Source organism: Novosphingobium sp. NFX11, from assembly GCF_057376415.1.
Map to the genome: position 1 here is coordinate 1,814,098 of NZ_CP080385.1, position 26,203 is coordinate 1,840,300.

Consider the following 26,203-nt stretch of genomic DNA (forward strand, 5'->3'; position numbering starts at 1 on the left):
CGCAAATGCATCATTGATGCTGCGCTGCGACATTTGCAACAAGGGGGCGACAATTCCTACTTTTCGGGTTTCCAGAGCAGCCGTTCTGCTGACTTCCACTCCGTTTCTCTCGATCCCGGCCGTGGCGGCGGAAGGTGACGAGAACGACACAATAATCGTCAATGGCGTCACCGAAGATCGCTACGGTATCTCCTCCACTTCGACGGGCATGAAAATCGATGTGCCTCTCCTGAAGGCGCCTCAGGCGGTCGCTGCCGTCTCGAACGAAGTTATCCTCGAGCAGTCCGCGCAAACCCTTACCGACGTACTGCGCAATGTCAGCGGCATCACCGAGGCGAACACCTTCGGCAACACCGGTGACAACTTCATGATCCGCGGCTTCGAAAGCGGCCAGGGCACCATCCTTCGCGATGGCTACACCAGCGTACAGGTTCGCGCCCTCAACGCCTCGACGGAGCGCGTCGAAGTCCTGAAAGGACCCGCATCACTGCTCTACGGGCGGTTCGAGCCGGGCGGCCTGGTAAACGTGATCACCAAGAAGCCGCTGGATACGCTCCATTACAGCCTCAACACCAATTTCAGCACCCGCGGCCAAAGCCGTCAGGTGGCCGACGTCACTGGACCGCTGGGCGGCGGATTTGCCTTCCGCCTGATCGGCGAGTACGAGGACAGCGACTATTGGCGCCCGCAGGCCCACGACGTGGAGCGCACATATGTCGCGCCCAGCCTGTCGTGGAGTGGCGGCGGCTTCAGTATACAGGCTGCTTACGAATATACCGACAGCACCCAGCCCTTCGATCGGGGCCGCGTCTATTACAACGGCAAGCGGGTGAACGTTCCTTCGACCCGCTATTTCGGAGAGTCCTTCACCACGCTCAAACAGAAGCTGCATGCGGGTAACGTTCTGCTTGCCTACAGGTTTGCGCCTGGCTGGCGCGTGGAAACCAAGTACGCGATGCAGCGCACGTCGGGCTCCGACCTTCAGGTCCGCCCACGCAGCCTGGTCGTTGGGCCAGACGGCCAGTTGACGGGTGAGTTGATCCGCAGCCTCGATGGCAACCGCGACCTCAGCGACGATCGCGATTATGTATCGCTCAACCTACACGGCGACGTCGGTTTCCTGGGCATGCGGCATAAGCTGCTGTTTGGCGCCGATTACGAGAGCTTCCGCAGCCGGCGCGGTTACATGGTCGACTCTCCGGGCCGGGGTGGGTTCAACATCTTCGATCCCGCCTATGGCCTGCTTGATCAGAACTATGCGAACCTGACTGTGACGCCCAATTCGGCTACGATCGACAGCTACAAGACCACCGGCCTCTACTTCCAGGATCTGGTCATGGTCGACGATGCCTGGACGTTCGTGTTCGGCGGCCGCTACGAAACGTTCAAGGACTTCCAGCGCGAAGGGACGCTGGCGAGGCCATCCAACCAGTCGAAGAGCGACACTTTCCTGCCGCGCGTGGGTGTGGTGTTCCAGCCTGGGCAGAATGTCTCGATCTATGCCAGCTATGCTCGCGCGTTCGCACCGAACCCCTCGGTCCCCGCCCAGGGCGATCAGCCAGCGTCCGGTCCCTTCCCGGCGGAAAAAAGCCGCAGCTACGAGATCGGTGTCAAGGGCGAAGTGTTCGACGGAGTGACCGCCACTCTCGCCGCATACGACATCCGCAAGAACAACGTGCTGGAGACCGTCGACATCGGTGACGGCAATTCGATCACCGAGGCACGTGACAAGGTCACCTCACGGGGTATCGAATTCGATCTCGCTGGGGAAATCACCCGGCATCTGAGCGCGATCGCCTCCTACGCCTATACCGATGCCCGTGACCCGCAGAGCACGCTGTCCGATAACGTGGTGAACGTCGCGCGCCATACCGGCAGCTTCTCATTCTCATATCGCCCCGGCGGGGTGCTGGAGGGCGCCTCTCTCGGCGCAGGCGCATTCCATGTCAGCAGGCGGTATGGTGGACTTTCTCAGTCACCCACGGGATCGACGACAGTGCCATTCCACCTGGCGGCCTATACGACCTTCGACCTCAATGCAGGCTATGCCATGAAGCTGCGTTCGGGCCACAGCGCCTATGCGCGCCTGACGCTGCGCAACCTCACCAACCGCAATTACGACCAGTCGTCGGGTAACGCGCTGCGTGTGGTGCCGGGCCAGGCCCGCACCCTGTTTGCGACGATCGGCATGCGCATGTGACACGCGCCGCCTGTGCTCTTGTATAGGCAACGACCTATACGAGAGCACAGGTTGCGAGCATTGAAGGCGGGAAAAGGCCAGATTCTTGCGATATTCTTAAAAAGCCGTTTGGTGGGCGCGTGCCAGATAAAGCGCTTCTACCCCAGGCCTTTTAGACCCTGCACTCCTCAGCCGCGGCGCCAGCCTCGCTTACTGGGGGATACGCTTAAGTACCAAGAAAGGCATGATCTGGTCGTAAACAGCATCATACCGTGTCACTTCTAACTACGGTGCATCTTAGGCCGGGTGGACGAATTTGAGAGAGTATTTGGCGGTGGCGAAATTGCCCGGTGCGGCCGGCATATCCTGCAGGAATACACCGTCGACCAATTCGACTTTCTCCAGGCCGCGCAGTTCATGACACCTGAGCCTGAGGTGTTGCCCGGCAGCATGACCCTCGCCGATGTGCTCTAGAACCGAGGCGCGCCATCGCAGCTATCCGGCGGATGCTACGCTCGCCGACGCACTGTCCGACGCGTCGCAGCCCTGCGGCAGCCCGCATGACCCGTTCAGCCGGATCGCGGATCTCATGGTCGCGACGGGCATCGGTCGCATTCCGATCGTCGCCCCTGAGACGCAGCGGGTCGTCGGCATCCTTACCAGACACGACCTGCTGCAGGTCCGCAACGTGCATCACGGCCTCGAGACCAAACGGGCACGAACATGACCTGAGGTCGTTTTGGTATCGTGGCACTTTGCGCCTTGGCTCGGTTACGCAGTTGAACTCACGATCGGCGAATTTTGATCTGCGATATCAGCCTATACTGCGAAAGGCGTCGTCCGAACCAAGCCGAACGGCTGCGCCAGTCTGATTAAGGCCATACAGTCGGAAGGGCAGGTACCCATAGCTGGTCACTTATCTCTCAAGCTTTTTGTCAAGGACCGCAGCTATCTCCGGTTGGCTTCCTGCAACCGGAAAGTCGCCTATCGGCCGGTTTTGGGCATTCAGAAGTTCTCCCATGGCCGTCAGGGCCACATCCTTGGAGGACTTTGCATTTCCTAGCCGCACCGATCATGCAGCGCACATCAGCATCAAGCAATATGCTCGCCTTGTCGCTGAATGGGTCTTGGGGATTGGCTTCCCCAACGAAGATTACGGGAATCACTTGCTGCGGCTAACGAAGGTGTCGATCACTTACCAAGCGACCGAGAATCTCCGTGTAGTCCAAATTCTTGGACACACGAAGATCGAAAGCACGGTCAGATACCTTGGGGTAGACGTTGAGAACGCCTTGATGTTGATAGACCACCGAAATCTGAGATCGCCTGGCTCCTTGTCGTTCCGAGAAGCGAGGGGCCAGGACCTACACTGTGGTGACCGCGCGTCCAAGTCGGTCAATCCAGCGGCAATTATCAGAAATTTGTCATGCTCTGATTGGCAAATCCCCAGCCGCGAAGTTGCGCGGCGCGCTCTATGAGTGAGTCCGCATCGCCGATCGAAAATGGATGGGCACTTTTCATGCCATCCAGTTCATCCCACTCCACCGGCACCGCGACCGGTGCGCCTTCCCGTGACCGAGCCGAGTAGGGCAGCACTGCGGTCGCCCCGCGCTGGTTGCGCAGCCAGTCGATGAAGATGCGGCCTTTGCGCTTCGCCTTGCTCATTGTCGCGACGTAGCGGTCGGGCTCGGAGAGGCTCATGGCCTCGGCGAAGCGGCGGGCGAAGTCCTTGTGGGTATCCCAGTCATGGCCCCGTCTCAGCGGTACGACGACATGTACGCCCTTACCGCCGGACAGCATGGCGAACGTCACCAGTCCGAGGTCCGCCAGCCGCGCGCGAATGTCCCTGGCGGCGCGCACGCACTCCTTGAAGTCCAGCCCTTCGTCGGGATCGAGATCGAAGATCATTCGATCAGGAAGGTCTACCTCATCGGCTCGTGCCGCCCAGCCGTGGAACTCGATCGTCCCCATCTGCACACAGGCGAGCAGGCCCTCGGCATTGTCGAGATAGAGGTAGTCCTCCATGCCGCCGTCCTTCTCACGGATGGGGACATGATGGACGTGATCGCCGAAGGTGCCGCTGTCATGCTTCTGGAAGAAGCATTTCTTCGCACGGCCCTGCGGACATCGCACTAGGCTGATCGGGCGGTCAGCGGCGAAGGGCAACATGAGCGGGGCGATGGCGGCATAGTAGTCGGCCAGATCTCCCTTGGTTTCGCCGCTTTCGGGGAAGATTACGCGGTCGTGATTGCTGATCTTCACGGCAATTTCCGCCTTGGGCGCGGCCTGCGGTTGCTCGGGTGTCACTGACTTCGCCCTCTTTTCGGTCCTCAGGCCAAGAAAGCTGCCGTGGCGGATGCGGCCGTCACCGGTGAACTCGGCGAAGGCGACCTCCGCCACCAGCTTCGGCGTGACCCAGCTTGCGCCGCGTGCCTCCGCGCGCTCGACTTCGACAGGTGCGGTCTTCCGCGCCAACTGCTCCAGCCGGGCAGCCATATCGACGAGGCTTTCGGCATCGAAGCCGGTGCCGACCTTCCCGCGATAGATGAGCGTCTTCCCCTCGTACTGCCCCAACAGCAACGAGGCGAACGGACGGCCCTTTGCGCTAGACTTCGACCAGCCAACGATCACGAACTCCTGCCGACGGGTACACTTCACTTTGACCCAGTTCCTCGTGCGGCGCCCCAGGTAAGCGGCATCGACGCGCTTGGCGATGATGCCTTCCTGGCCGGCCGCGCACATCGCATCGTAAAGCTTTTCGCCCGCACCGATTACATGGTCGGCGACGAAGACGGGCGGGCGGGCTTCCGAGAGCAGGGCCTCGAGCCGCTCCTTGCGCTCGATATTGGTCATCGTGGCCAGGTCATCGCCTTCGAGTTCGAGGAGATCGAAGGCATGGAATTCCAGGGGTTGGTCTTCGCTCTGGCTACCCTTGCCGCGCTTGAGCACGGCCTGGAGGTTGGAGAAATCGGGATTGCCGTCCGGCCCCCGGGCGATGATCTCTCCGTCGATCAGGCAGGAAGGCAGGTCGAGCGCAGCGATATGCGCGGCGAGGGGGCCGAACTTGTCCGTCCAGTCGAGGCCGCTGCGGGTATGGACGACGGCCTTATCCCCCGCTGCTGCGATCAGCGCGCGGTAGCCGTCGAATTTTATCTCGTGCATCCACAGGTTGCCGGTGGGAATGGTATCGACCAGTGTGGCGAGCTGGACGGGACGGAATTTCGGCGGCTTGCCTTGTGCCTTGCGGGAAGGGCGCGACTTGCGCGCATTGCGGGCCGAGGCCTTCTCCATGACCTGCGCGAAAGCATCGCCCTTCTTGCCTTTCAGCGAATGGGTGCCGCCCCTGTCGGCTTCGATCTCAGCCATGGTGCGGCCGGTGAGCACACTGGTGAGGCCCTGCTCGACGAGGACATCGCCCGTCTGCGCATGGGCATCCTTCACTTTGCGAAGCAGCCAGTTCTCACGCTTCTCGCCGGGCCTGGGCTTCATGCGCACGAGCAGCCATTCGCCCTTCATCCGCTCGCCGTCGAGGGTGAAGTGAAGGTGGCCATCCGCGATGTCCTTCGCGCTCTTGCCCGCGATCGGCGCCCAGGTGCCCCGATCCCAGAGCATCACCGTACCGCCACCGTATTCGCCCTTGGGGATGCCGCCTTCGAATTCTCCGTAGGACAGCGGGTGGTCCTCGGTGCGCACGGCAAGGCGCTTGTCGTCGGGATCGGCGCTCGGCCCCCGGGTCACCGCCCAGGACTTGAGCACGCCATCGACTTCGAGTCGGAAATCCCAGTGCAGTCGCCGCGCCGCGTGCTTCTGGACGATGAAGCCGTTGCCGCCGGTCCTGCCGCTTTTGCCCGCAGGTTCGGTGGTCTTCGCGAAGTCGCGCTTGCGGTTGTATTCGGCGAGGAGGTCGGCGCCAGGATCGCCGGCCTTGCCGCTACGCCCGCTTGCGGGCACGGCTGCCACCCGAGGAAGACGCCTTCTTCGCCGCAGGCTTGCGCGTTGACGAGGCTGACTTACCGCCGGACTTGCCGTCCCCGACCGACTTCTTGAGCGCCGCCATCAGATCGATGACGTTGCCCTTGCCGCTGGTCGGTTCCTCGACGTCCTCCAGAATGCGCTTGTTGCTCTTCGATTTGGCCTTCTTGTCGATCAGGCGGTGGAGCGCATCGACATAGCGGTCGTGGAACTCGGCGGGTTTGAAAGGCGCGGTCTTCTTGTCGATCAGCGTCGTCGCAAGGTCGAGCAGGTCGGCGTCGGGCTTGGCATCCTCGATGTCGCGGAAGTAGCCCTGCGCCTTGTGGACCTCGTCGGCATAGCGCAGCACTTCCATCACGAGGCCGCGCCCGCAGGGCTTGATCGAGACCAGTTGCTCGCGCCCGCGCACCGCCAGCTGGCCAAGGCCGACCTTGCGCGTCTTGCGCAGCGCCTCGCGCAGTACGGTGTAGGCTTCCTCTGCCAGATCGTCGGCCGGGACGACGAAGTAGGGCTTCTCGTAATAAAGCACGTCGATCTCGTCGGCATCGACGAACTGGACAAGCTCCAGCGTCTTGCGGCTCTCGATCTTGACCGCCTCGATCTCCTCCTCGTCGAGGAGCACGTAGCTGCCCTTGGAAATCTCGAAGCCCTTGATGATCTCGTCGCGGTCCACCGGGCCGACGCCGGGCGCGACCTTCTCGTAGCGGATGCGCTTGCCGCTCGGTTCATGGATCTGGTGAAAGGAGATCGCTGCGCCCGACCGCGTCGCCGGATAGACCTCGATCGGGATCGAGACGAGCGCCAGACGGATCTGGCCTTTCCAGTATGCGCGTGCAGGCATGGGCGGTTCCTTCCTCGGCATCACAAGCCGGATCAGGGCATGGTTGTTCCCGTCGCAGTCTGGCCGGTGGGAGCAGCGAGGCTTTCGGCCAGATCATCGAGCGCCTCCTCGGGTATGCGCCGGGCGATTACGGCCATCGGGTCCTGCGGTTTGTGGGCGTCGATGACCGTGTGATCGCCTCGCCACTGGCGTAGGCGTCCGGCCAGGTAACTGGCGCGCTGGCCGGTGATGACAGGGGCGGTCTTGCCAGGGGCATGGCATTGCGCGCAGGCTGGCAGTTGCGTTTCTGGAAGGCCTTTTGTGGCTATGGCGTTCCGGTCTGCAATGGGGCCGTGATGCAGGCCGGGCAGGCGCGCGTAATAGCTGGCCGCAGCTTTCATCTGCGCCTCGTCGAGCCCGGCGGCAGCGGTCTGCATGACCGCGCTGACCCGCTTGCCGGATTTGTAGGCCTGCAGCGCGCGCAGCATGTAGGCGGCATCCTGCCCTGCGAGGATAGGGATGTCGGGCTGGGCGCGGCCTTTGCCGTCGACGTCGTGGCAGCCCGCGCACTGGGGCAGGGGCGCGCCTGAGAGCGGCTGCGTGAGCGCGCGGTATTGCTGCGGTGTCATCGTCGGCAGACGGCGCACGAAGCCGACCATGCGGCGGATTTCATCGTCGCGGTCCCTTCCTGCCCACGCGGGCATGCCGGTGAACTTCACCCCGTGGCGGATGATCCAGAACAGTTCGCGATCGGTGTAGTGGCCCGCCGTCCTGGCAAGGTTCGGCGCTGGCGGTGTCGCGGCCTGCATGACCGGGGAGGGCGCTTCCCCGGCGCGCCGTGGCATACCTGGCAGGACTGGCGGAAATGCCCTGCCGCGCTGACGAGGCCCGTATCGTCACGGATGACCTTGGGCGTCTGCACGGCGCTGTAGGTGCGCGCGGAATTCTGCATTGTCCAGTGCAGGAACCAGTCAGTGATCTTCCAGTGCCCGGTGGACGCGGCGATGGGTATCAGCCCCGCCGCCGCCACGACCATACCCAGCGCGATGACGGCGCTGAAGGCGAATACTACGCGCCCGATCGTGATCTTCACCATCATGTCGCGGTGCTCCGTTCTTCTCGCAGCAGGGTGGCAAGCAGGCCCAGCCCGCCGATCAGGTAACTGGCACCGCCGATCACCAGCATCACCACGCCGCCAAGTTGCTGGTCGCCGAGCGGATCGAGTCCATGGGCATGGTCCATCCCGTGATAGAGCGGACGCGGCGCAAGGCCGATGAGGACGCCCAGCAGGGTCATATGCATGGACGTAAGCAGCAGGGCGCCGATCCCGCTCGCTCGGGCGGGGAGTGGATGGCGGCGCTCCACAGCAGGAAACCGGCGGCAAGGAAGCTCGCCTGCTCAATCACGGCGAACAGGGCATGACTATCGGCGGCGCTGCGCAAAGCGGGCAGATGCCAGCCCCACACCGTCAGCAGTTCCAGCAGCATCATGGCCATCGGTGTGACGATCCGCGGCGAGCGCCTTGCCGGATCGGCAATGGTGTCCCGTGCGGCATAGGCCAGCAGCGGCGCGGCCACGGCCACGGCGATCATGTGTCCGGCCATGTGTCCGCTCATGCCCAGCGGCGACAGCGCCCAGCCGATCGGCACCAGAAGCAACCCGATGATCAACGCCGCGCGCTTCACCGGCAATCTCCGATGAAGACGACGGGCAGAGCCGTGAACAGCACGGCCATGAAGCTGAGGCCCGCCAGCAGCAGTGTCGATTTGGCCAGGAACCGCAGGCGGTCGACCTCGGTGCCCTCGTCATGCGGGGGCGGATCGCCGATGGTGCGCTGCTGTTTCCAGGCGACCCAGCCCGACAGCGCGATCACCCCCAGTGCCAGCAAGGTGCCCAGCGTGAACAGCACCGGGAATTTGGCGAAGGCGCCATTCTTGGCGCAGGATATCGCCGCCCACAGGTAGGCGAACAGGAAATGGCCCGCCCAGACCGTGGGCGGTACGATCAGGGTCCAGAGCGTGACTTTCAGTCGCTCATGCCACTTGCGCCGCTCACTCATCACGCGAGCTCCGGAAACAGGCCGATGGTGAGGTACGTGACCGTCACGGTCAGCGCGAGGAAGTGCATGTAGACTGTGACGTTACGGATGTCGGCGTCATGGCTGGGCGTCATCTTTTCGGCAAGGCTGCGGGCCAGAACGTAGGCCAGCATGATCGCGGCGACGCCGCAATGCGCCGTCGTCCAGATCGCCAGCGTCCAGACGATAGCCGGATAGCTGTGCGTCTGCGGGTCCATTCCTGACAGCCAAGGTCCGGCAAGTCCGGCGAAGACGCCCGCCAAGCTGGCGCCGATGCCCAGCAGCACCAGCACGCGGGCAAGCGTGATTTTGCCGCGCGCGTGAGTCTCCCGCGCCGCCATCGTCGCCAGCCAGCTTGCCAACCCTAAGGCCAGCGCCACCATCGGCCACAGCACGCCGGGACCGTCCGCCATCGCCATCGGGGGAAATCTTCATGCCGGGTCCAGAAGAAGTAGTACCCAAACACCAACCCTGAGAACGCCGTCGCATCGGCCATCATGGTGATGAACATCGCCCACCACCCCGGCGCCGAGTCGCCCGAGATGTAGAGCGGCAGTTCGATGCCGTGGCCGATCGGCTTGCAGGGCTTCTCCGGAATCTCCGCCGTGCCGGTCCACAGCCATGCCAGCACCAGCGCCAGCGTCAGCACGCCCGAGACGAGCGCCGCCCAGTAGAAGTGGTAGGTCGTCAGGATGAACACCCCGCCCAGCGCCACCGCCGTCAGCATCGGCAGCCAGCTTGGCCCGCCGAGGCGGATGACGGAGACCGGCCGGGCGTCCAGAACCGAGGTCACGATCGTCTCGCGGCGGCCTTCCTCGGCGTCGGGCAGGAAGTAGCGGCCTTCGTCCACCTTGCGCACGAAGTCCTCCTGATCCCAGATAGGGTAGCGGCTTTCAATCAGCGGGATCGAGCGGATGCCCCAGTCCTCGTCATCGGGGTGGGCGAGCCATTCCAGCGTGCCCGCCTCCCAAGGATTGCGCGGGGCCTTCTGCCGCCAGGGTGAGCGGCACAGGTCCAGCAAGATCACCGCCACACCCGCCGCGATCACGAACGAGCCGATGGTGGAGGCAAGATTGAGGCCGCCGAGGCCAAGCTCCTTCGGGTAAGTAAAGACGCGGCGGGGCATCCCTTCGAGGCCCGACAGGTGCATCGGGAAGAAGCACACATTCGCGCCGACGAAGATCAGCCAGAACGCGGTGCGTCCCAGCCGGTCGGAAAGCTTTTTGCCGGTGATCAGCGGCCAGTAGTAGTAGAGCCCGGCGAACAGCGGCATCAGAGTGCCGCCGATCAGCACGTAATGCAGGTGGGCGACGACGAAGTAGGTGTCGTGCGCCTGCCAGTCGAACGGGGCGACGGCCACCATCACGCCCGTAAGCCCGCCAATGACGAAGATCGCCAGGCTCCCGGTCGCGTAGAGCAGCGGCGTCGACCACACCACGCGGCCTGCCCACAGGGTCACGATGAACACGAATATCTGCACTGCCGTGGGGATCGCCACCGCCTCAGACGCGGCAGAGAAGAACGCGAGGCTGATCTTGGGCAGCCCGGTCGCGAACATGTGGTGCACCCACAGCCCGAACGAGAGGAACGCGGTGCCCACCGCCGCCAGCACGATCCAGGGATAGCCCAGCAGGTGCCGCCGCGCGAAAGTGGGCACCAGCATCGCGAACAGGGCGATGGAGGGCAGGAAGACGATGTAGACCTCCGGGTGACCGAAGATCCAGAACAGATGCTGCCACAGCAGCGGATCTCCGCCGCGCGATGCGTCAAAGAACGGCCAGTCCAGCAGGCGCTCCATCTCGAACAGCACGTCGCCCGCGATCAGCGGCGGGAAGGCGAACAGGATCATCACCGCGACAACGAGGATGTACCAGGCATAGAGCGGCATCAGGTTGAGCCGCATGCCCGGCGGGCGGCACTTGAGCACGCCGACGATCAGTTCCACGGCGGCGGCTACCGAGGACACCTCGATGAAGGACAGACCCAGCATCCAGATGTCGGCGCCAAGCCCGGAGAGATCGGTGCGCGTCGTCAGCGGCGGGTACATGAACCACCCGCCATCGGGCGCAGCGTCGAAGAAGATCGAGCCGGAAACGAATACGCCGCCGATCAGGAACGACCAGTACCCGAAGGCGGACAGACGCGGAAACGGCAGGTCGCGCGCGCCCAGAAGCTGCGGCAGCAGGATGATCGACACCGCCTCGAACATCGGTACGGCGAAGAGGAACATCATCACCGAGCCGTGCAGCGTGAACAACTGGTTGAACGTCCCTGCGTCCACGAGATCGTTGTCCGGCACTGCGAGCTGCATGCGCATGATGAGCGCGAGCACGCCCGCGAACAGCATGAAACCGAACGCGGTCAGGACGTACCACACGCCGACTTGGTTGTTGTTGGTGTCCGTCCAGCGCAGGAACAGTCCCTTGGGCGGTTCCCAGACCTTGCGGAGCCGCGCTTCCTGCGCCTCGCGCAGCGCGATGTCGTCCTGATCGTGCAGGCTCATCGTCCCGCCTCCTTCAGCCAGCGGGCGATGGCGAGCGCGTCCGCTTCGGGCATTGCCGAGTAGGAGGGCATGCGGGCGCCGGGCTTGGACCTGTGGGGATCGCGGATGAAAGCGGCGGTGTTCTCCACGGTGGGGGCAAGGATGCCTGCGCCCACCGTAATGCGCTCGCCGAAGCGGGTCAGGTCGGGGCCGATGCTCTCGCCGCCGATCAGGGAATGGCACGCATTGCAGCCGCTGGCCGCGAATAGGGCAGCACCGCGACCTTGCGTGCGGATCGGTGGCTCGCGGCTGACCGCCAGCCATGCGTCGAAGGAGGCAGGCTCCATGGCGATGACGTCGAACGCCATCAGCGCATGGCTGAGGCCGCAGAACTCCGCACAGACGCCGCGATAGGTGCCCGCCTTATCGGCCTTCACGACAAGGCGGTTGGTGCGTCCGGGAATCATGTCCATCTTTCCCGCAAGGCCGGGGATCCAGAAACTGTGGATCACGTCGGTCGCAGTCAGTTCGAACACGACAGTGCGGCCCACCGGGATGCGCACTTCGTTCGCGGAGATCAGGGGCGGCTGGCCTTGCGGCTGGTAGCGCACGCGCCACCAGAACTGCTCGCCCTCGACATGGATGCGCAGGTTCTGCGCCGTCTCGGGCAGTGGGCGCATCGCGGGCAGAGCCCAGACCAGCAGCGCCGTTAGAACCACCGACGGCACGATCGCGCCGAGCCAGAGCACCATGCGCATTCCGCCCGCGTGGTCCAGCCGCCCTTCCGGTGCGCGCACTGCGAGGACGTACACAGCCGCCACGCCTAGTGCGATAACAAGCGCGCCGATCACCAGCACCATGGTCATCGTCAGCGTCGAGCGCGCCTCCAGCCCGAACGGCGCCAAGGCGGACTGGTGGCGGTTGCAGCCCGCTAGCAGCAGTGCGCAGACGACGGTCGATTTACGCAAGCCATTCTTCCCCTGTGTTGCGCAAGGCAACGCATGGAAGGTGCGGGGGTTCGATTGGGTCGCGTTACAAAGGGTTTCTGGCTCTTCAGCGCGCCGCAGAGGGCGTGATGCGCCATACCGTATTGGACAGGTCGTCGGCGACCAGCAGCGCGCGGCGGACCGGATCGTAGGTCACGCCGACCGGACGTCCCCGTGCCTTGCCGTCCGGGCCGATGAAGCCGGTCACGAAATCGCGCGGCTTGCCGGAGGGGCGGCCGTTGGTGAAAGGAATCCAAACGACCTTGTATCCCGCCAACTGGCGACGGTTCCAACTGCCGTGCTCGCCCACGAAGGCGCCGTCGGCATAATTGCCGCCGAAGCCGCCGCCGGTGAGGAACGTCAGGCCGAGTGCGGCGACGTGCGAGCCGAGCGCATAATCGGGGGCGATGGCCTTGCGCACCATCTCGGGCTTCTGCGGGTGGACGCGCGGGTCTACGTGATTGCCGTAGTAGCTGTAAGGCCAGCCGTAGAACGCGCCCGGTTTCACCGAAGTCATGTAATCTGGCACGAGATCTGTGCCGAGTTCGTCACGCTCGTTGACTGCGGCCCACAGCGCCTGTGTCGCCGGATTGATGGCGAGCGCGGTCGGGTTACGGATGCCAGAGGCGTACGTGCGGTGCGCGCCGCTCTCACGGTCGATCTCCCAGACGACGGCGCGCTCTTCCTCAAGCGCCATGCCGCGTTCGCCGACATTGCTGTTGGAGCCTATACCGACATAGAGGCGCGTGCCGTCGGCGCTGGCGGTCAGCGACTTGGTCCAGTGGTGATTGGGATTTGCGGGCAGCTTCGTAACCACCTCGCCGGTGCCGTCGATGCGCGTCGCGCCGTCGCGATAGCGGAAACGCAGCAGGGCGTCCTGATCGGCGACGTAGAGATCGCCATCGACCAGCGCGAGGCCGTAAGGTGCATTAAGGTCGTCGATCAGCACGGTCTGCAATTCGTATCTGCCGTCACCGTCGCGGTCGCGCAGAAGCGTCACGCGGTTGCCTCCTTTGGTGCCGCTCTTGCCGAGGCTCTTGATGTAGCCGGCGATCACGTCCTTGGGGCGCAGCTTGGGCGCGCCGCCGCCGAGACCCTCGGAAACGAGCACATCGCCGTTGGGCAGGACCAGCGTCTGGCGCGGGACTTTGAGGCCCGTCGCGATCGGAGTGATGGTGAAACCCTGTGGGACGCTTGGCATGGCGCCGTTCCAACCTGCGGGCCGCGCGATCTTCATCGGCGGGAGCAGCGTTTCCTTCTGCGCCGGCAGTTGCGGGCGAGCACCGGTCTGGTCGAGTTCGGGCGCCTTGTCGCAGGCGGTAAGGGCGAGCGGGGCGGCAAGCGCCAGCACAGCATGTCGGAGCACGATCATGCGCGCACCTCCCTCGGCACGGTGTAGCCGATCCAGCCGGCAGCCAGCGCCAGCACGATGGAGATCACGGACAGCGCAAGGCCGGTGGTGCCGACCGAACTCCAGCCGTCATGGCTGTGCTGGAATGCGTTGACGAGCCCTGCCACGAACAGAGCGGCCAGAACGATCGCAAGCCAGCGGCTTCCCGCGCGGCGCATGGCCACCCGCGCGAGCGTCCATGCCAGCGACAGACCGGTGAAGACCAGCGCTCCTGCAATCAGCCAAGCGGCGAAGTTCGACCACTGCATCTCGGAACTGTTGAGATAGGTAACATCCGCCGCCAACGCGCAGGGAAACAGCGCCACCGGGAATGCGAGCAGGATGCCGTGAAGAGGATGCAGCGGCATTGAAAAGCTGCGCGGAAAGGCTGCTGGCAAGTCGGGTTCCTTCAGTGCCTCGGGTCAGGACATGGTCTGCAAATGCGCCGGATCGTGATGGGTTGCCAACGATCCGTGGCCCGACCCTTAAGCGGGATAGTGGTGCAGCCGTCCAAAGCGGTGACCGGATGTGAGGTCGTACAGGCGCAGGGGATGTTCCTGTATCAAACAGCGGGCTCGGACCTGAGATCCAAAAACGATAAGTGCTGCAGTGACCTAACTTGACCGAAGAATCCTCATGCGAGGAGTTAGGGGCTCAAGTAATCCCGTCTTTCGGGCACCGTCATCAATTTGATCCCGTGGCAAGGCGACGCTCATCTTCCCGGTCAATGGCAAGCAGCGACGTGCCCTTGCTCTCGGTCATGACGAGCGCGGACAGCAGGCTGATGGCTCCGGCAGCCGCAACATAGAATGCGATCGGCAGCCAGTCGTCGTATTCGCGCAGCAGGGTAGTGCCGATCAGCGGAGCCCACGACCCGGCGAAGATCGCCGTCACCTGATAGCCCAGGGAAACCCCGGAGTAGCGCATCCGCGTGGGGAACATCTCGGCCATGATGGCGGGCTGCGGGGCATACATCAAGGCGTGGACGAACATGCCCCCGAAGATACCCGCGAGCACGATGGCGGTGCTTGCGCTGCCGAACATCGGAAACGCGATGAAAGGCCATGCCATCGTAAGTGCCGCGCCCAGCATGTAGACCGGCTTGCGTCCTATCCGGTCTGCCATGGCGCCGAACAGCGGGATCAGAACGACGTGAAGGATGTGCGCGCAGAACAGCAGGGTCAGGATCTTGGTCGTGTCGACACCAATATGGGCCAGATAGGTGATCGAGAACGTGACGACCATGTAATACAGGATATTCTCGCCTACCCTCAGACCCATCGCCGTGAAGACCCCGCGCGGATAGCGCCGGAAGACTTCGACCAGCCCATAACCCTGATGCGCGCGCTCCTCGGCTTCGGCCTTGGCAGCCTCGAAAATGGGTGAGTCGGCTACCTGGGTTCGGATGTAATACCCGATCCCGACGATCACGGCGGAGAGCCAGAACCCGAAGCGCCAGCCCCACGACAGGAACTGCGCGTCGGACAAAGTCGCCGACAGGATCAGAAGCACGATCGTCGCCAGCAGATTGCCCAGTGGAACGCCAGCCTGAGGGAAACTGCCCCAGAAGGCGCGGCTGTGGTTAGGACTGTGTTCCGCCACCAGCAGTACCGCGCCGCCCCATTCTCCGCCCAGCGCGAACCCCTGCACGAAACGCAGGACGACAAGAAGCACGGGGGCCCAATAGCCGATCGAGCCGAAAGTCGGGAGGCAACCCATCAGGAACGTCGAGCAGCCGATGAGCATAAGGCTGAACTGAAGCAGCGATTTGCGTCCTACCCTATCGCCGATGTGGCCGAATACGATGCCGCCCAACGGACGCGCGATGAAGCCGACCGCATAAGTCGCGAAGGCCGCGATCACGCCATCCAGATCATTGCCGGTGGCCGGGAAGAACAGCTTGCCGAAAATGAGCGTGGCGGCGGTTCCGTACAGGAAAAACTCGTACCATTCGACCACGGTGCCCGCCATGGAGGCGCCCACGACCTTGCGCAGGTAAGGTAAATCGGCCGTTTCTTCGTGCTGCATCATTTCCACATCCCGTTCCCGTCGCGCTCCCGAGCCCGAGCCAAGCTCAGCTGTTTTGGCGTGCGTGAGATATGTTGCAGCGCATTCAAACCAACTCAAGTGGTTAGAATGATCAGGGGCGGCAGAATGTCATCGAGTGGGTGCAAGATGCGGCCAGACCGTGATCCGGCGCATATCGTTGCGATCTCGGTCACCCCGGGACGCGGCGGTGCAGCCAGCGGAACGCTGCGCCCACCAGCACCCAGCCGCCGAGCAGGGCGTAAGGGCGCCAGTCGGCCTCCAGCCCTACCAGTGCGAGCGCCAGCGCGCAGGCGGCTCCGGCATAGGCGAAGGCGCGCATCGTCGGGCGGGCGAATTTGAAGGCGGCGGCCTCGTAAAGATCGTCGTGCCGCTCGACCACGCGGGCTGCGGAGAGGCAGATGCTGGCGTATTTCAGCAGGTTGGGGATGTTGACCGCCAGGAACAGGAAGGTCAGCTCCATCGGCAGCAGCAGCCCCGCGCAGCCGATGGCGAAGACCGCCAGGAGCGCGACATGGGGCGTCTGCCAGCGCGGATGGACCCGGCCCAGCGCGGCGGGCAGCATCCCCGCCGTTCCCATGGCGTAGAGGCTGCGGCTGAACATCGCGAACATCGCGTTGAGCGACTTGCCGATCGAGAGCACCGCCGCCAGCACGATTACCGGGATCGCCGCCGGCCCCATGAACGCCCTGGCCGCATCGAGGATCGGCGCCTCGCTCGATCCCAGTGCCGGAGCACCCAGCACGCCGAGCGCCACGAAGCCCACGGCAAGGTAGAGCAGCGTCGCCGAGCCGATCGACAGGGCGATGCCCAGCGGAATGGCGCGGCGGCTGTCGGCGACTTCGGCGCCTGCCTCGGTCGCGGCCTCGATGCCGAAGAACAGGCCCATCAGCAGCGGCATCGCCGCGATCATGCCGTGCAGGCCGTTGGGGAAAAGGGGTTCGAGGCGGGAGATGTCCACCGCCGTCGCCCCGCCCCAGCCGATGAACACCGCAAACAGGATCAGCATCGCAGCCAGCAGCCACTTCTGCACGGTCGCGGCGATGTGGACGCCGAACAGGTTGGCGAGCAGCGCCAGCACCAGCACCGCGAACATCGTCGGCTTGACCGGCAGCGGCAGGATCATCGAGCCGTAGCGCACGAGGACCAGCGCCAGCACCACCATCGCCCCCATGTTGGCGATGATCCGCGCCCAGGCGATGAAGAAGCCGAGCGCGGGATGCAGGAACCGCGCGGGCCACGCGAAGGAGGCCCCCGATACCGGCAGCGCCGAGCCGAGGAAGGCATAGCTCACCGCGATCAGGTACATCGGCAGCGCCGCGACCAGCACCGAAAGCAGCATCGCCGGACCTGCAATCGCGGTGGCGGGGGCGATGGCGGAAAAGATCGAGACGCCCACCGCCGTGCCGAGGCCCAGCGCTACGACGCCCCACAAGTCGATGCCCTTGGCGAGCTTCTGTTCGTCGCTCACGGCTTGCTGCCAGCGATCACGAAGGCGCGGATGTCGGTGACCAGCTTGCGCCAACTGACGTCGTCGGAATAGGCGACGTGCCCGGCGGGATAGCGGTGGTTGACGAAGCGGTCGTCGGTCAGGTTGGCCTGGGCGAAGAGGTAGTCCGCCGCGCCGACCGTGGTAGTCAGGTCGTAGAGACCGGTGCCGACGAACAGGTGCAGCTTGGGCTCGGCGGCCATCGCGGCTGCGAGGCGGGCCATGAACGGCCAGTCGTTGAACGGGCTGTCGCCCGCACCGTAGGACCATTCTCCGGGGAAGCGGGTAATGACCTTGTAGCGTTCAGGCGCCGCCACGCCGATGCTGGCAAGCTGGCCGATCACCGCCTTGCCGTAGAGATCGGACACGGCGGAGAAGGCGTCGGCGCCGACCATCTCGCCCGCGTTGGCCGGGAGCGGCGCGGTGTAGCGCGCGTCGTAGCGGCCCAGCACCTTGCCCTCGGCGCGCAGCAGTTCGACGCGGAAGCGCTCCTTGGAGATGCGCAGGTCGTGGGCGAGGTAGAAGTCGGCTGGGATGCCGGTGAGGTCGGTCAGCTTGGCGGCGATCTTGGCGCGGGCGGCCTCGTCCAGCCCGCGGCCCTTGTAGAGCGCATCGAGGTAGGCCGGGCCGAAGGCGGTCGCCTCTTCGGCGCTGGCGGCCGGGTCGCAGGGGGCGGGGCGCTTGTGGTGGTAGCAGGCGAGCGCGGCGAGGGTCGGCAGGGAAACCGGATAGGTCACCACGTTGTCGGGCCGCTGCGAGGTCTCGATCATGTTGAGGGCCTGCCCGAATAGCAGCACGCCGCGCACCTTGAGCTTTGCATCCTGCGCCCGCAAAGCATCGACCATCGCGGCGGCGCGGATGGTGCCGTAGCTTTCGCCGAGGATGAACAGCGGCGAGGCGGTGCGGTGGTTCTCGCCGAGCCAGGCGCGGGCGGCCTGCGACACAGCGTCGGCATCGCCCTTCACCGACTGGTAGAACGCGGGGTCGGCATCCTTGCCGATCTCGGAGAAGCCGGTTCCGGGCGGGTCGAGGAAGACGAGGTCGGCCACGTCGAGCAGCGAGGCCGGGTTTGCGGTGACTTCCGCCTCGGCGGGCAGCGGCGCGGCAGGGTTCTGCGGCACATGCGCGCGCATCGGACCGAGCGCGCCCATCTGCAGGTAGGCAGACGCCGCGCCGGGGCCGCCGTTGAAGACGAACAGCACGGGGCGCTCCGCAGTGGCGCCCTTGCGGACATAGGCGACATAACCGGCGGTCGCGTCGCTGCGATCCGGCGTGCTCGCGACCGGATAAGTGCCCGCCTCCGCCGTGAAGGCGAGGCGCTTGCCGCCGACCTTGACGCTTTGTTCGGCGCGGCCTTCGATCCTTGCCGCGACGGTGGGCGCTTCCTGTGCGGTAGCCGAAGTGCTCGCCAGCATCGCCAGCGTGAGGGTCAGCCAAGTGCGCATGTTCAGTTCGTCCCTCTGGCTGCGAGAAGGTCGCGGTAGCGGACCAGCCCGTCGGTCAATGCCTGCAATCCGTAGTCCACGTCGGCCGGGGCACGGGCGAAGCCGATGCGGATGTGCCCGGCGGCGCCGAAGTATTCCCCGGCGCCACGACCACGCCGCAGCGTTCGGCCAGCCATTCGGAGAAGGCGATCGTGTCGTCAATCCCGGTCAGGCGCGGGAAGGCGATGCAGCCGAAGCGCGGCAGTTTGCCGGAGACGAGGCCCTCGGCGCGCCAGTGCGCATGGTAGCTCTCGATGATCGGGCGGGCCTTGCGCATGATCGCGTCGCGGTAGGCGTCGAACGGCTCGGGCCGCTCCAGCACCAGCGCGGCGGCGGCGTGGGCGAGGTTGGAGACGCCGAACTCGGTCTCGTCCGCCAGCGCGCGGATGCGGCGCATCGGGGCCTCGTCCGCGACGATCCAGCCGCAGCGCAGGGTGCTGAGGCCGTAGGACTTGGTCAGGCTGTCGATCCCGATGATCGCGGGCGAGAGCGACACCGCCGAGGGTGGGCGCACATCGGCATCGACATAGGCGGCGTAGACTTCATCCACGACGACATGAATGCCGCGTGCCTCGGCGATGCGGGCGATGGCCAGCAGCGTGTCCCGATCCACCGCCATGCCGGAAGGGTTGTGCAGGTTGGACAGCACGATCAGCCGCGTCGTCGGAGTGATCCGCGCGGCGATCTCGTCGGGGTCGATGGTGAAGCCATCGCCTTGCCTGGTGAACTGATCGACGCCAAGGCCGTTGGTCCGGGCGATGGTGTGGAACAGGTCGAAGCCGGGCGTCTCGACCAGCACGGATTCGCCGGCGCCGACGAGGGCGCGGTAGATCAGCGAGAGTGCGCCGGTCGCTCCGGTCGCGCAGAGCACACGGTCGGTCGCCACGCCGTAGCGCCGGGCCAGTTGCTCGACGACGTAGGGGTTGCCGTTGAAGGCGCTGGTATAGCGCGAGGTCACCGGCTCGGCGAATTCCTCGACGACGATCCGGCGCAGCAGGTCCACCGGCTCGGGCACGGAGCTGTCGAACAGGCTGACCAGCAGGTTGCGCTCGGAACGCACCGAGCGGATTACCTTGCGGACCCACTGCGAGTACGAGCCGATTCCGGCGTCGTCCGGAATCTGAGGGGAGAGGAGGGCATCGGCGGGTTCATCGCGGGGATCGTCTGTTTTTCCGTTCGATGCGGGAATGAAACCGCCGCCAGTGCGTCATGCACCGGCGGCGGATTGGGTCACTTCAGCTTGATGCGCGCGCCGACGAAGAAGCGGCGGCCGAGGATGTCGCCATAGGCGATCTGCGGATAGGACGGAGCCTTGTCGGTCAGGTTGTCGATGCCTGCGCGGAAGGTCATGTTCCCGGCCTCGACTTGCGCCGAGATCGAGTGGACGATGTTCGACTTGAGGATCGGGTTCGGCGTCGTCTCGATCGTGGCGTCGTAGGCGGCGCGGGTGCGGCCGAGGTAGTCGAGCTGGTAGCTCACGCGCACCGGTCCCTTGTCCCACACTGCGTTGAACCGGCCGACCCATTCGGGGCTGCGGTACGTGTCATCGGTACGGATGAAGGTGGTGCCCGTTACCGATGTGGTGAGCAGGGTGTTGTGTGTGGCGTTGGCGGTCAGGCGCAGCGAGCCGAGGTCGCTGCCGCCGAACAGATCGCCCGGCGCGAAGGCATAATCGACGGTGTAGGTCTCGCCCCGGTACTTGACCACGCCTGCGTTGAAGGTGGTCGTGGTGCCGGTGACGATGGTGCCGCCGATGCTCGTCGAATCAGGCCCGGCGAGGCGGGTGAAGGCGCTACACACGGATTCCGAAGGGTTCGGATCGTCGAAGCAGGCGGCTGCGAAGTCCTCGGTCGTGAAGGCGGAGAGACCGTCCTTCAGGTCGATCTCGATGCGGTCGACGCTGATCGACAGGCCGGGCACGAAGCGCGGCTGCAGCACGATGCCGTACGTCAGCGTGTCCGAGATCTCGTTGCGCAGGTTCGGGTTGCCTCCGCTGGTGATCGTGGTGCGGTTGAAGTTCTCCGCCGGGCTCTGGAACCGGGCGAGGCGCTCGGCGGCGCTCATGCCCGAGCCCGTGCCGTCGGGATCGACGCCATAGCCCGGGTTTGCCGTGAACAGCGCCAGACAGTTGGCGCGGCGGACCGCCGGGTTGGCGCCCGCGTTGATGCGGTCGGCATCGCAGGGGTCGTAGCCCGCCGAGCCGATCGTGGTGCTGGTGGGTGCGAGCAGCTGGGTGAGGGTGGGCGCACGAAAGTTGCGGCTGCGCGATCCGCGCAGGGTCACGCCGTCGGTGACTTCCCAGCGCAGGCCTGCGTCCCACACGTTTTCGCGGCCCGCGAACGAGTTGTCGACGTAGCGGAAGGCCCCCTTGAATTCGAGCAGCTTGACCAGCGGCAGCGTGAAGTCGCGGCCGATCAGCGGCACGATGACTTCGGCGGAAAGCTCGTCCGTGTTGTAGCCGCCGGACTGCGCGACCTGCTGCGAACCGTCGCCGAACACGCCGTCGAGGTTGGCCTGGAGCGGGCTGAACGCAGCCTTCTCGTCGCGGTGCTCGTAAGCGGCGCTGAACTGCACGTCGCCCATCGGCAGCGAGAACAGCGTGCCGCCCAGCGTGGCGAGCACGTCGATCTGCTCATTGGTCCAGTCGAGTCCGGCGCGGGTGCTGACGTACTTGCGGGCGGCATCGCTGACGGTGCCCGTACCGAAGGGGTTGATCGGCGCGCAGCTCGCATCGTCGTTGGTGGCGTCGGCATCAGCGTTGATCGCGCAGACCGCCTGCCCGCCTGACAGGACCGAGTTGATCGCATTGTTGTAGCGGCTGTTGACGACCTGCCAGCTGCGCTGCCTGCCCTCGACGCGGGCGTAGCTGCCCGAAACCGACCAATAGAAGTTGCGGCTGCCGACGTCGAAGTCACCGTCCAGCGTCAGGGCGCCGCGCCAGGTATCGGTGTTGTAGGTCTGAACCGGGTCGGGGACGAGGTCGTAGAAGTACTTCGACAGGAACAGTGGCGCGCCGTTGGCGAAGCTGGGGCGGGCGGCGATCAGCGCGGCCTTGGCCTCGTCGGTAAGGAAGGCGTTGTTGATCGTGAACGCAATCGGCCCGGCATACGTGCCGCCGTTCAGCACGGTGCGGCTGTTGCCCTGCGGGATCTCGCGGCCCTTGGTGTTGGCGTAGAGGAACTCGGCCGAGAGGGTGATGCGGTCGGTCAGGTCGTAATGGCCGATGGCGTTGGCGGTCAGGCGCTCGACGCCGGTGCGCAGGCCCGCAAGTTCCTGATAAGGGAAGCCCTCGCCGTCAGAGGCGAAGGGGATCCCCTGGATGGTGCCGGGGGCGTAGGGAATGACGCTGCCGTCGCTGCCGAACTGTAGCGCGCTGCCGGCGCCGTTGCGCAGCAAAAAGCTGGGCGGAGGCGCGGGCGCGGTGAAGATCACGCCGTTGCCGTTGAAAGGCCAGAACCCGGCGTTGAAGATTTCCTTGACCGAGGGGATGCCGTCGGTCGGCCCGGTGTCGGCGGAGTTCGACACGGTCAGGCGGCCGAGGTTCGACAGCGGGCGATCCGAGAAGCGCAGCGACGGGCTCTTCGACCAGCCCACGTCGACCGCGAAGTTGCCGCGCCCTTCGGCGAAGTTGAAGCCTGCGGTGCCGCGCAGCGAGTAGGTGCCGTAGTCGCCGCGGTCGGAGATGCCGGTCTGGCCGTCCAGCACGATGCCGGTGAAGTCCTTCTTGAGGATGTAGTTCACCGTGCCCGCGATCGCGTCCGATCCGTAAACTGCCGCGCCGCCGCCCTGATAGACCTCGACGCGCTCGAGCAGGCCGAGCGGGAGAATGTTGGAATCGACCTGTGCGTCGCCGACGCCGTCAGTGCCGCCGATGCCCGAGCTGCTGGTCACCATGCGGCGGCCGTTGAGCAGGGTCAGCGTGCGCCCGGCGCCGAGGCCGAAGAGGTTGGGCGCCTGGATGCCCGATCCGCTCGATGCGCCCGAGCCGTCCGCCTGGTTGAGCGTGGGCACGTTGGACGGCAGGTCGTTGAGGGCATCGGCGACGCTGACATAGCCGCGATCGAGGATCTGCTGCTGGCCTACTTCGAGGACCGGGGCGGCATCGGAATTGAGCGCGCGGCGGATGCGCGATCCGGTGACGACGATGGCTTCACCGGCGCTTTCGGCCCCGGCGCCATCGAACGCGGCGGGGCTCAGGTCCTGCGCGTGGACCGGCGAGCCGAACACGGCGACCGAGAGTGCGGTGGTGGTCAGAAGCGTGCGTGTCTGCCTGCGAAGTGTCATGCCCGAATTCCCCGATATGTCCCTGAAGGCCGCCGCGTTGGCACGGCGTTTCCCTGTCCGTCAGGATAGCGCAGGCGCCGGGATTAGTTTTGCGTTCGCACCGGCCTCGGCGCATCGCTCGCCCATGTTCTGCTGCGATCGCAATTCGGGGCGCAAGATTTATGCGCGTTATCGCAGGAACGCGGCAAGCTCACGCCCGAAGCGCAGGATTTCGCGATCATCCTCATACATCATGTGGCCGCCTTCGTAGCATTTTAGCACGAAGCGCGCGGCGATCGAAGCGGGCAGCGCCGCGACCGTCGCCTGATTGCCCGCGCAGCTGTTGAGGGAATCGAAGCGCCCGGCGGCAACCCAGGTGCGCATCGTCGGCATTGTCTCCATCGCGCGCAGGGTCCAGGGCTGCGAGGGGCTGGGCGGGCCTTCCCCGGCCATGGCGCGGGCGAGGGTTTCCTTCGTGATCGGCGATTGGTCGTACTGCCACTCGCTGCCCGCGTTCGAGGCCGGGGCGTCGATCCCGGCATAGCTGCCCGCGCGGAAGCCGAGCGTGGTGCGGTAGTAGTCGAGCACGAGCGCGTTGTCTGCGGCCTCATCAGGTTCAGGGCCGGAGCGGCGCATGTCGAAGACGTCGAGCGTCTTCTTTTCTCCCGCGAGCAGCGCGGTGCGGAACTGGCGGGGCGAGACCCACAGCGTCTTCCCATCGACGATGGCGGGATCGAGGCCCTGATAGCGCGCCAGCTTAGTGATCACCGCCTCGCGCTTTTGCGGGGACAGCGCATCGGGCGCGGCGAGGGCCGGGGCGTAGACCTGCGTGGCCCATTCGCGCGCTTCGGCCAGCAGTTTCGCGCGTTCGGCACCCGGCGCAAGGCGGCCGAGCGCATGGGCGGTGGCGATGCGGCTGTCGAGCGACAGGGCGCGCATCAGGTTGCGGTCGGGCATGTCGCCGAGCGGGATGCCGCCCGAGATCAGCGCGATGCCCGCGACTGGCGTGCTGCTATCCACCAGCGCCTCGGCCACACCTGCCGCGCGCCATGTGCCGAAGCTCTCGCCCGCGAGGTAGAGCGGTGCGGCAGCGCGGCCGTAGACCTTGCGCCAGTCGCCGACGAACCCGGCGACAGAGGCGATGTCCGCGCGCGTGCCGTAGAAATCGGCGGCATGCTCCGGCGTATCGGCGCGGCTGAAGCCGGTGCCGACCGGGTCTACGAAGACGAGGTCGCTGACCGCGAGTGGGCTCGCCGGATTGTCGGCGAGGCGCCCCCTGGCGATCACGCGGGGGCCGAGCGCATGGAATTGCAGCAGTCGCGAATCCGCGCCGGGGCCGCCGTTCCATACGAAGGTCAGCGGGCGGCGCTGCTTGCGACCCGGCACGATGTAAGCGGTGTAGAAGATCTCGACCGCGCTCCTCGCCCTTGAGGTTGCGCACCGGCAGTGTCCCGGCGCAAGCGGCATAATCGATGCCCTTGCCAGCGATCACGGCATGGTGCCGGGTCTCGACGGCGCCCGCCTTGCAGAGCGGCGCTGCGTGCGCAGGCATTGGCAAGGTCATCAGCAGGGCGGGAATGGCAGCCAGTCGCAGCATCGTGGGTCTCCGGATCACGCACCGACGATAGCGGCTGGGCCGAGGCATTTTTATGCGCAGTTGGGGTCTGTTGGACAGGCTGCCGTGCGTCGCTATGGCGCTTCCGGCGCGCAACATCGGCGAATTCTATTCGCGAAGACCGGGTTAGTGTGCATGGCACGGAGCACAGGAGCGCGCATGGAGATCAAGGGAATGACACGGCGCGGCGTTCTGGCGGCGGCGAGTGCCGTGCCGGTGGCGGCCCGCGCGGTTGCCGCAATCAAGCTCACAACATTGCCGGATCGCGCCGCCTTCGCGCCCACCGTCGCGGGCTACCTCGATAGCGGGACGATGCACCCGATCCCGCTCGGAGCGCGGCCGGCGGTGCAGCGTTACCTCGACCAGCGCACGTCCATGGAGGGGCACTACCCGACCGACGAGGTCGAGACGCGCGTGAAGGCCAATTTCGCCCGCCTGATCAACGCCGCACCGGAGGAACTGGCCTTCGTCCAGAGCACTACCGCAGGCGAGCAGCTGGTGATCGAGGCGCTGGACTTCCCGCGCGGCGGAGGGCGCATCGTCACCGACACGCTGCACTTCTTCGGCTCGTTCTATCTTTACGAGGAGCTGGCGAAGCAGGGCGTCGACGTGGCCTGGCTGCGGCCGGAAGGCGGGCGCATCTCCGTCGAGGCCTACGAGCGGGCGATCACGCCGGGCACCCGCCTCGTCGCGCTCTCGCTGGTATCGACCTACAACGGCTTCGAGCACGACCTGAAGCGCATCTGCGAGATCGCCCACGCACGCGGCGCGCTGGTCTATGCGGACATCATCCACGCGGCAGGCACCATCCCCATCGACGTGCGGGCAAGCGGCGTCGATTTCGCCTCCACCGCCAGCTACAAGTGGCTGATGGGGGACTTCGGCCTCGGCTTCCTCTACGCCCGCGCCGACCTGCGCGAGCGGCTGAAGCGCACCCATTTCGGCTACTACCAGCTCTCCGGCTTCGCGCCGCACGTCTACCCCTTCGATCCGCCGGGCGACACGATCGCCGACACCACCCCGCGCGGCGATATGGAAGGGCTGTTCGCGGGCGGCACCCGGTCGCACGCGGTACTGGCGCAGCTCGACTGGTCGCTGGACTACATCCTCGGCCTCGGCGTCGAGCGCATGGTGGCGCACCGTCTGCCGCTGCTGGCGCGCCTGCGCGAAGGGCTGGCGGCGAAGGGCTATGCCATCGTCACCCCGGAAGGATCGCGCACGCCGCTGGTGACCTGCGCGCTGGAAGGCGCCTACGCCAAGTTGTCCGACCCGCTGAACGCCGCGCAAGCGCGCATCACGCTTTCACGCAACCGCTTCCGCGTCTGCCCCTCGGTCTTCACGGACGAGCACGACATCGACCGCCTCCTCGCCGCGCTGCCGCGCGCCTGATCCTGCAGGAA

General features: G+C 65.5%; 18 protein-coding genes and 2 pseudogenes. 4 read left to right on the plus strand and 16 right to left on the minus strand.

Annotation, left to right across the window (positions count from 1 at the left end; genetic code table 11):
- Window positions 1-121: 121 nt before the first annotated feature.
- The 3 genes from KZO24_RS26115 to KZO24_RS26125 all read left to right on the plus strand — a co-directional run bounded on the left by KZO24_RS26115 (window position 122) and on the right by KZO24_RS26125 (window position 2,906).
- Window positions 122-2,200, plus strand: coding sequence for a TonB-dependent siderophore receptor (locus tag KZO24_RS26115; protein WP_271183962.1), 2,079 nt, complete (start codon window positions 122-124; stop codon window positions 2,198-2,200).
- Between the two features lie 285 nt (window positions 2,201-2,485).
- Window positions 2,486-2,653: a hypothetical protein gene (locus KZO24_RS26120; RefSeq protein WP_271183963.1), complete on the plus strand. Its 168-nt coding sequence runs from the start codon at window positions 2,486-2,488 to the stop codon at window positions 2,651-2,653.
- Complete coding sequence (locus KZO24_RS26125) at window positions 2,643-2,906, plus strand: CBS domain-containing protein (protein WP_271183964.1); 264 nt, start codon at window positions 2,643-2,645, stop codon at window positions 2,904-2,906. The genes KZO24_RS26120 and KZO24_RS26125 overlap by 11 nt, the downstream gene beginning before the upstream one ends.
- Before the next feature lie 686 nt (window positions 2,907-3,592).
- Here KZO24_RS26125 and ligD read toward each other — a convergent pair.
- The 16 genes and pseudogenes from ligD to KZO24_RS26205 all read right to left on the minus strand — a co-directional run bounded on the left by ligD (window position 3,593) and on the right by KZO24_RS26205 (window position 24,655).
- Window positions 3,593-6,139, minus strand: coding sequence for a DNA ligase D (ligD, locus tag KZO24_RS26130; protein ID WP_271183965.1), 2,547 nt, complete (start codon window positions 6,137-6,139; stop codon window positions 3,593-3,595).
- A complete protein-coding gene (ku, locus tag KZO24_RS26135; protein WP_271183966.1) occupies window positions 6,111-6,992 on the minus strand; it encodes a non-homologous end joining protein Ku in 882 nt (293 codons plus the stop codon). The genes ligD and ku overlap by 29 nt, the downstream gene beginning before the upstream one ends.
- Window positions 6,993-7,024: 32 nt before the next feature.
- On the minus strand, window positions 7,025-7,780 hold the full coding sequence (locus KZO24_RS26140; RefSeq protein WP_486487432.1) for a c-type cytochrome: 756 nt from the start codon (window positions 7,778-7,780) through the stop codon (window positions 7,025-7,027).
- Window positions 7,687-8,070: a hypothetical protein gene (locus KZO24_RS26145; RefSeq protein ID WP_486487433.1), complete on the minus strand. Its 384-nt coding sequence runs from the start codon at window positions 8,068-8,070 to the stop codon at window positions 7,687-7,689. Before KZO24_RS26145 ends, KZO24_RS26140 begins: the two co-directional genes overlap by 94 nt.
- A pseudogene (locus tag KZO24_RS26150) lies at window positions 8,067-8,656 on the minus strand (cytochrome c oxidase assembly protein). The gene KZO24_RS26145 and the pseudogene KZO24_RS26150 overlap by 4 nt, the downstream one beginning before the upstream one ends.
- On the minus strand, window positions 8,653-9,030 hold the full coding sequence (locus tag KZO24_RS26155; RefSeq protein ID WP_271183969.1) for a hypothetical protein: 378 nt from the start codon (window positions 9,028-9,030) through the stop codon (window positions 8,653-8,655). Before KZO24_RS26155 ends, KZO24_RS26150 begins: the two are co-directional and overlap by 4 nt.
- Window positions 9,030-11,551 (minus strand): annotated as a pseudogene (gene ctaD / locus KZO24_RS26160) (cytochrome c oxidase subunit I). Before ctaD ends, KZO24_RS26155 begins: the two are co-directional and overlap by 1 nt.
- A complete protein-coding gene (gene coxB / locus KZO24_RS26165) occupies window positions 11,548-12,498 on the minus strand; it encodes a cytochrome c oxidase subunit II (RefSeq protein WP_271183971.1) in 951 nt (316 codons plus the stop codon). Before coxB ends, ctaD begins: the two are co-directional and overlap by 4 nt.
- Before the next feature lie 85 nt (window positions 12,499-12,583).
- A complete protein-coding gene (locus tag KZO24_RS26170) occupies window positions 12,584-13,888 on the minus strand; it encodes a PQQ-dependent sugar dehydrogenase (protein ID WP_271183972.1) in 1,305 nt (434 codons plus the stop codon).
- A complete protein-coding gene (locus KZO24_RS26175) occupies window positions 13,885-14,304 on the minus strand; it encodes a DUF2231 domain-containing protein (protein WP_379525642.1) in 420 nt (139 codons plus the stop codon). Before KZO24_RS26175 ends, KZO24_RS26170 begins: the two co-directional genes overlap by 4 nt.
- Before the next feature lie 286 nt (window positions 14,305-14,590).
- Entirely contained in the window at window positions 14,591-15,934 is a 1,344-nt protein-coding gene (locus KZO24_RS26180; protein WP_486487770.1) for an MFS transporter, read from the minus strand.
- A 190-nt stretch (window positions 15,935-16,124) separates the two neighbouring features.
- On the minus strand, window positions 16,125-17,423 hold the full coding sequence (locus tag KZO24_RS26185; protein WP_271183975.1) for an APC family permease: 1,299 nt from the start codon (window positions 17,421-17,423) through the stop codon (window positions 16,125-16,127).
- A complete protein-coding gene (locus KZO24_RS26190; protein ID WP_271183976.1) occupies window positions 17,420-18,886 on the minus strand; it encodes a S10 family serine carboxypeptidase-like protein in 1,467 nt (488 codons plus the stop codon). Before KZO24_RS26190 ends, KZO24_RS26185 begins: the two co-directional genes overlap by 4 nt.
- A gap of 55 nt (window positions 18,887-18,941) precedes the next feature.
- Window positions 18,942-19,985 (minus strand): aminotransferase class I/II-fold pyridoxal phosphate-dependent enzyme, encoded by a 1,044-nt coding sequence (locus KZO24_RS26195; RefSeq protein ID WP_486487434.1) that lies wholly within the window; start codon window positions 19,983-19,985, stop codon window positions 18,942-18,944.
- Window positions 19,986-20,155: 170 nt separating this feature from the next.
- Complete coding sequence (locus KZO24_RS26200; RefSeq protein ID WP_271183978.1) at window positions 20,156-23,209, minus strand: TonB-dependent receptor domain-containing protein; 3,054 nt, start codon at window positions 23,207-23,209, stop codon at window positions 20,156-20,158.
- Window positions 23,210-23,377: 168 nt separating this feature from the next.
- On the minus strand, window positions 23,378-24,655 hold the full coding sequence (locus KZO24_RS26205) for a S10 family serine carboxypeptidase-like protein (RefSeq protein ID WP_486487435.1): 1,278 nt from the start codon (window positions 24,653-24,655) through the stop codon (window positions 23,378-23,380).
- 307 nt (window positions 24,656-24,962) lie between these two features.
- Here KZO24_RS26205 and KZO24_RS26210 point away from each other — a divergent pair, with 307 nt between their 5' ends.
- On the plus strand, window positions 24,963-26,192 hold the full coding sequence (locus tag KZO24_RS26210) for an aminotransferase class V-fold PLP-dependent enzyme (protein WP_271183980.1): 1,230 nt from the start codon (window positions 24,963-24,965) through the stop codon (window positions 26,190-26,192).
- Window positions 26,193-26,203 lie beyond the last annotated feature (11 nt).

Excerpts from the sequence above, each read along its gene's own strand:
- KZO24_RS26205 (WP_486487435.1), bottom strand. The coding sequence starts at position 24,655 with ATGCCGCTTGCGCCGGGACACTGCCGGTGCGCAACCTCAAGGGCGAGG.
- KZO24_RS26190 (WP_271183976.1), bottom strand. The coding sequence starts at position 18,886 with ATGCGCACTTGGCTGACCCTCACGCTGGCGATGCTGGCGAGCACTTCG.
- KZO24_RS26170 (WP_271183972.1), bottom strand. The coding sequence starts at position 13,888 with ATGATCGTGCTCCGACATGCTGTGCTGGCGCTTGCCGCCCCGCTCGCC.
- KZO24_RS26140 (WP_486487432.1), bottom strand. The coding sequence starts at position 7,780 with ATGCAGGCCGCGACACCGCCAGCGCCGAACCTTGCCAGGACGGCGGGC.
- KZO24_RS26125 (WP_271183964.1), top strand. The coding sequence starts at position 2,643 with ATGTGCTCTAGAACCGAGGCGCGCCATCGCAGCTATCCGGCGGATGCT.
- KZO24_RS26210 (WP_271183980.1), top strand. The coding sequence starts at position 24,963 with ATGGAGATCAAGGGAATGACACGGCGCGGCGTTCTGGCGGCGGCGAGT.
- ku (WP_271183966.1), bottom strand. The coding sequence starts at position 6,992 with ATGCCTGCACGCGCATACTGGAAAGGCCAGATCCGTCTGGCGCTCGTC.
- KZO24_RS26155 (WP_271183969.1), bottom strand. The coding sequence starts at position 9,030 with ATGAGTGAGCGGCGCAAGTGGCATGAGCGACTGAAAGTCACGCTCTGG.
- KZO24_RS26145 (WP_486487433.1), bottom strand. The coding sequence starts at position 8,070 with ATGATGGTGAAGATCACGATCGGGCGCGTAGTATTCGCCTTCAGCGCC.
- KZO24_RS26180 (WP_486487770.1), bottom strand. The coding sequence starts at position 15,934 with ATGCAGCACGAAGAAACGGCCGATTTACCTTACCTGCGCAAGGTCGTG.
- KZO24_RS26200 (WP_271183978.1), bottom strand. The coding sequence starts at position 23,209 with ATGACACTTCGCAGGCAGACACGCACGCTTCTGACCACCACCGCACTC.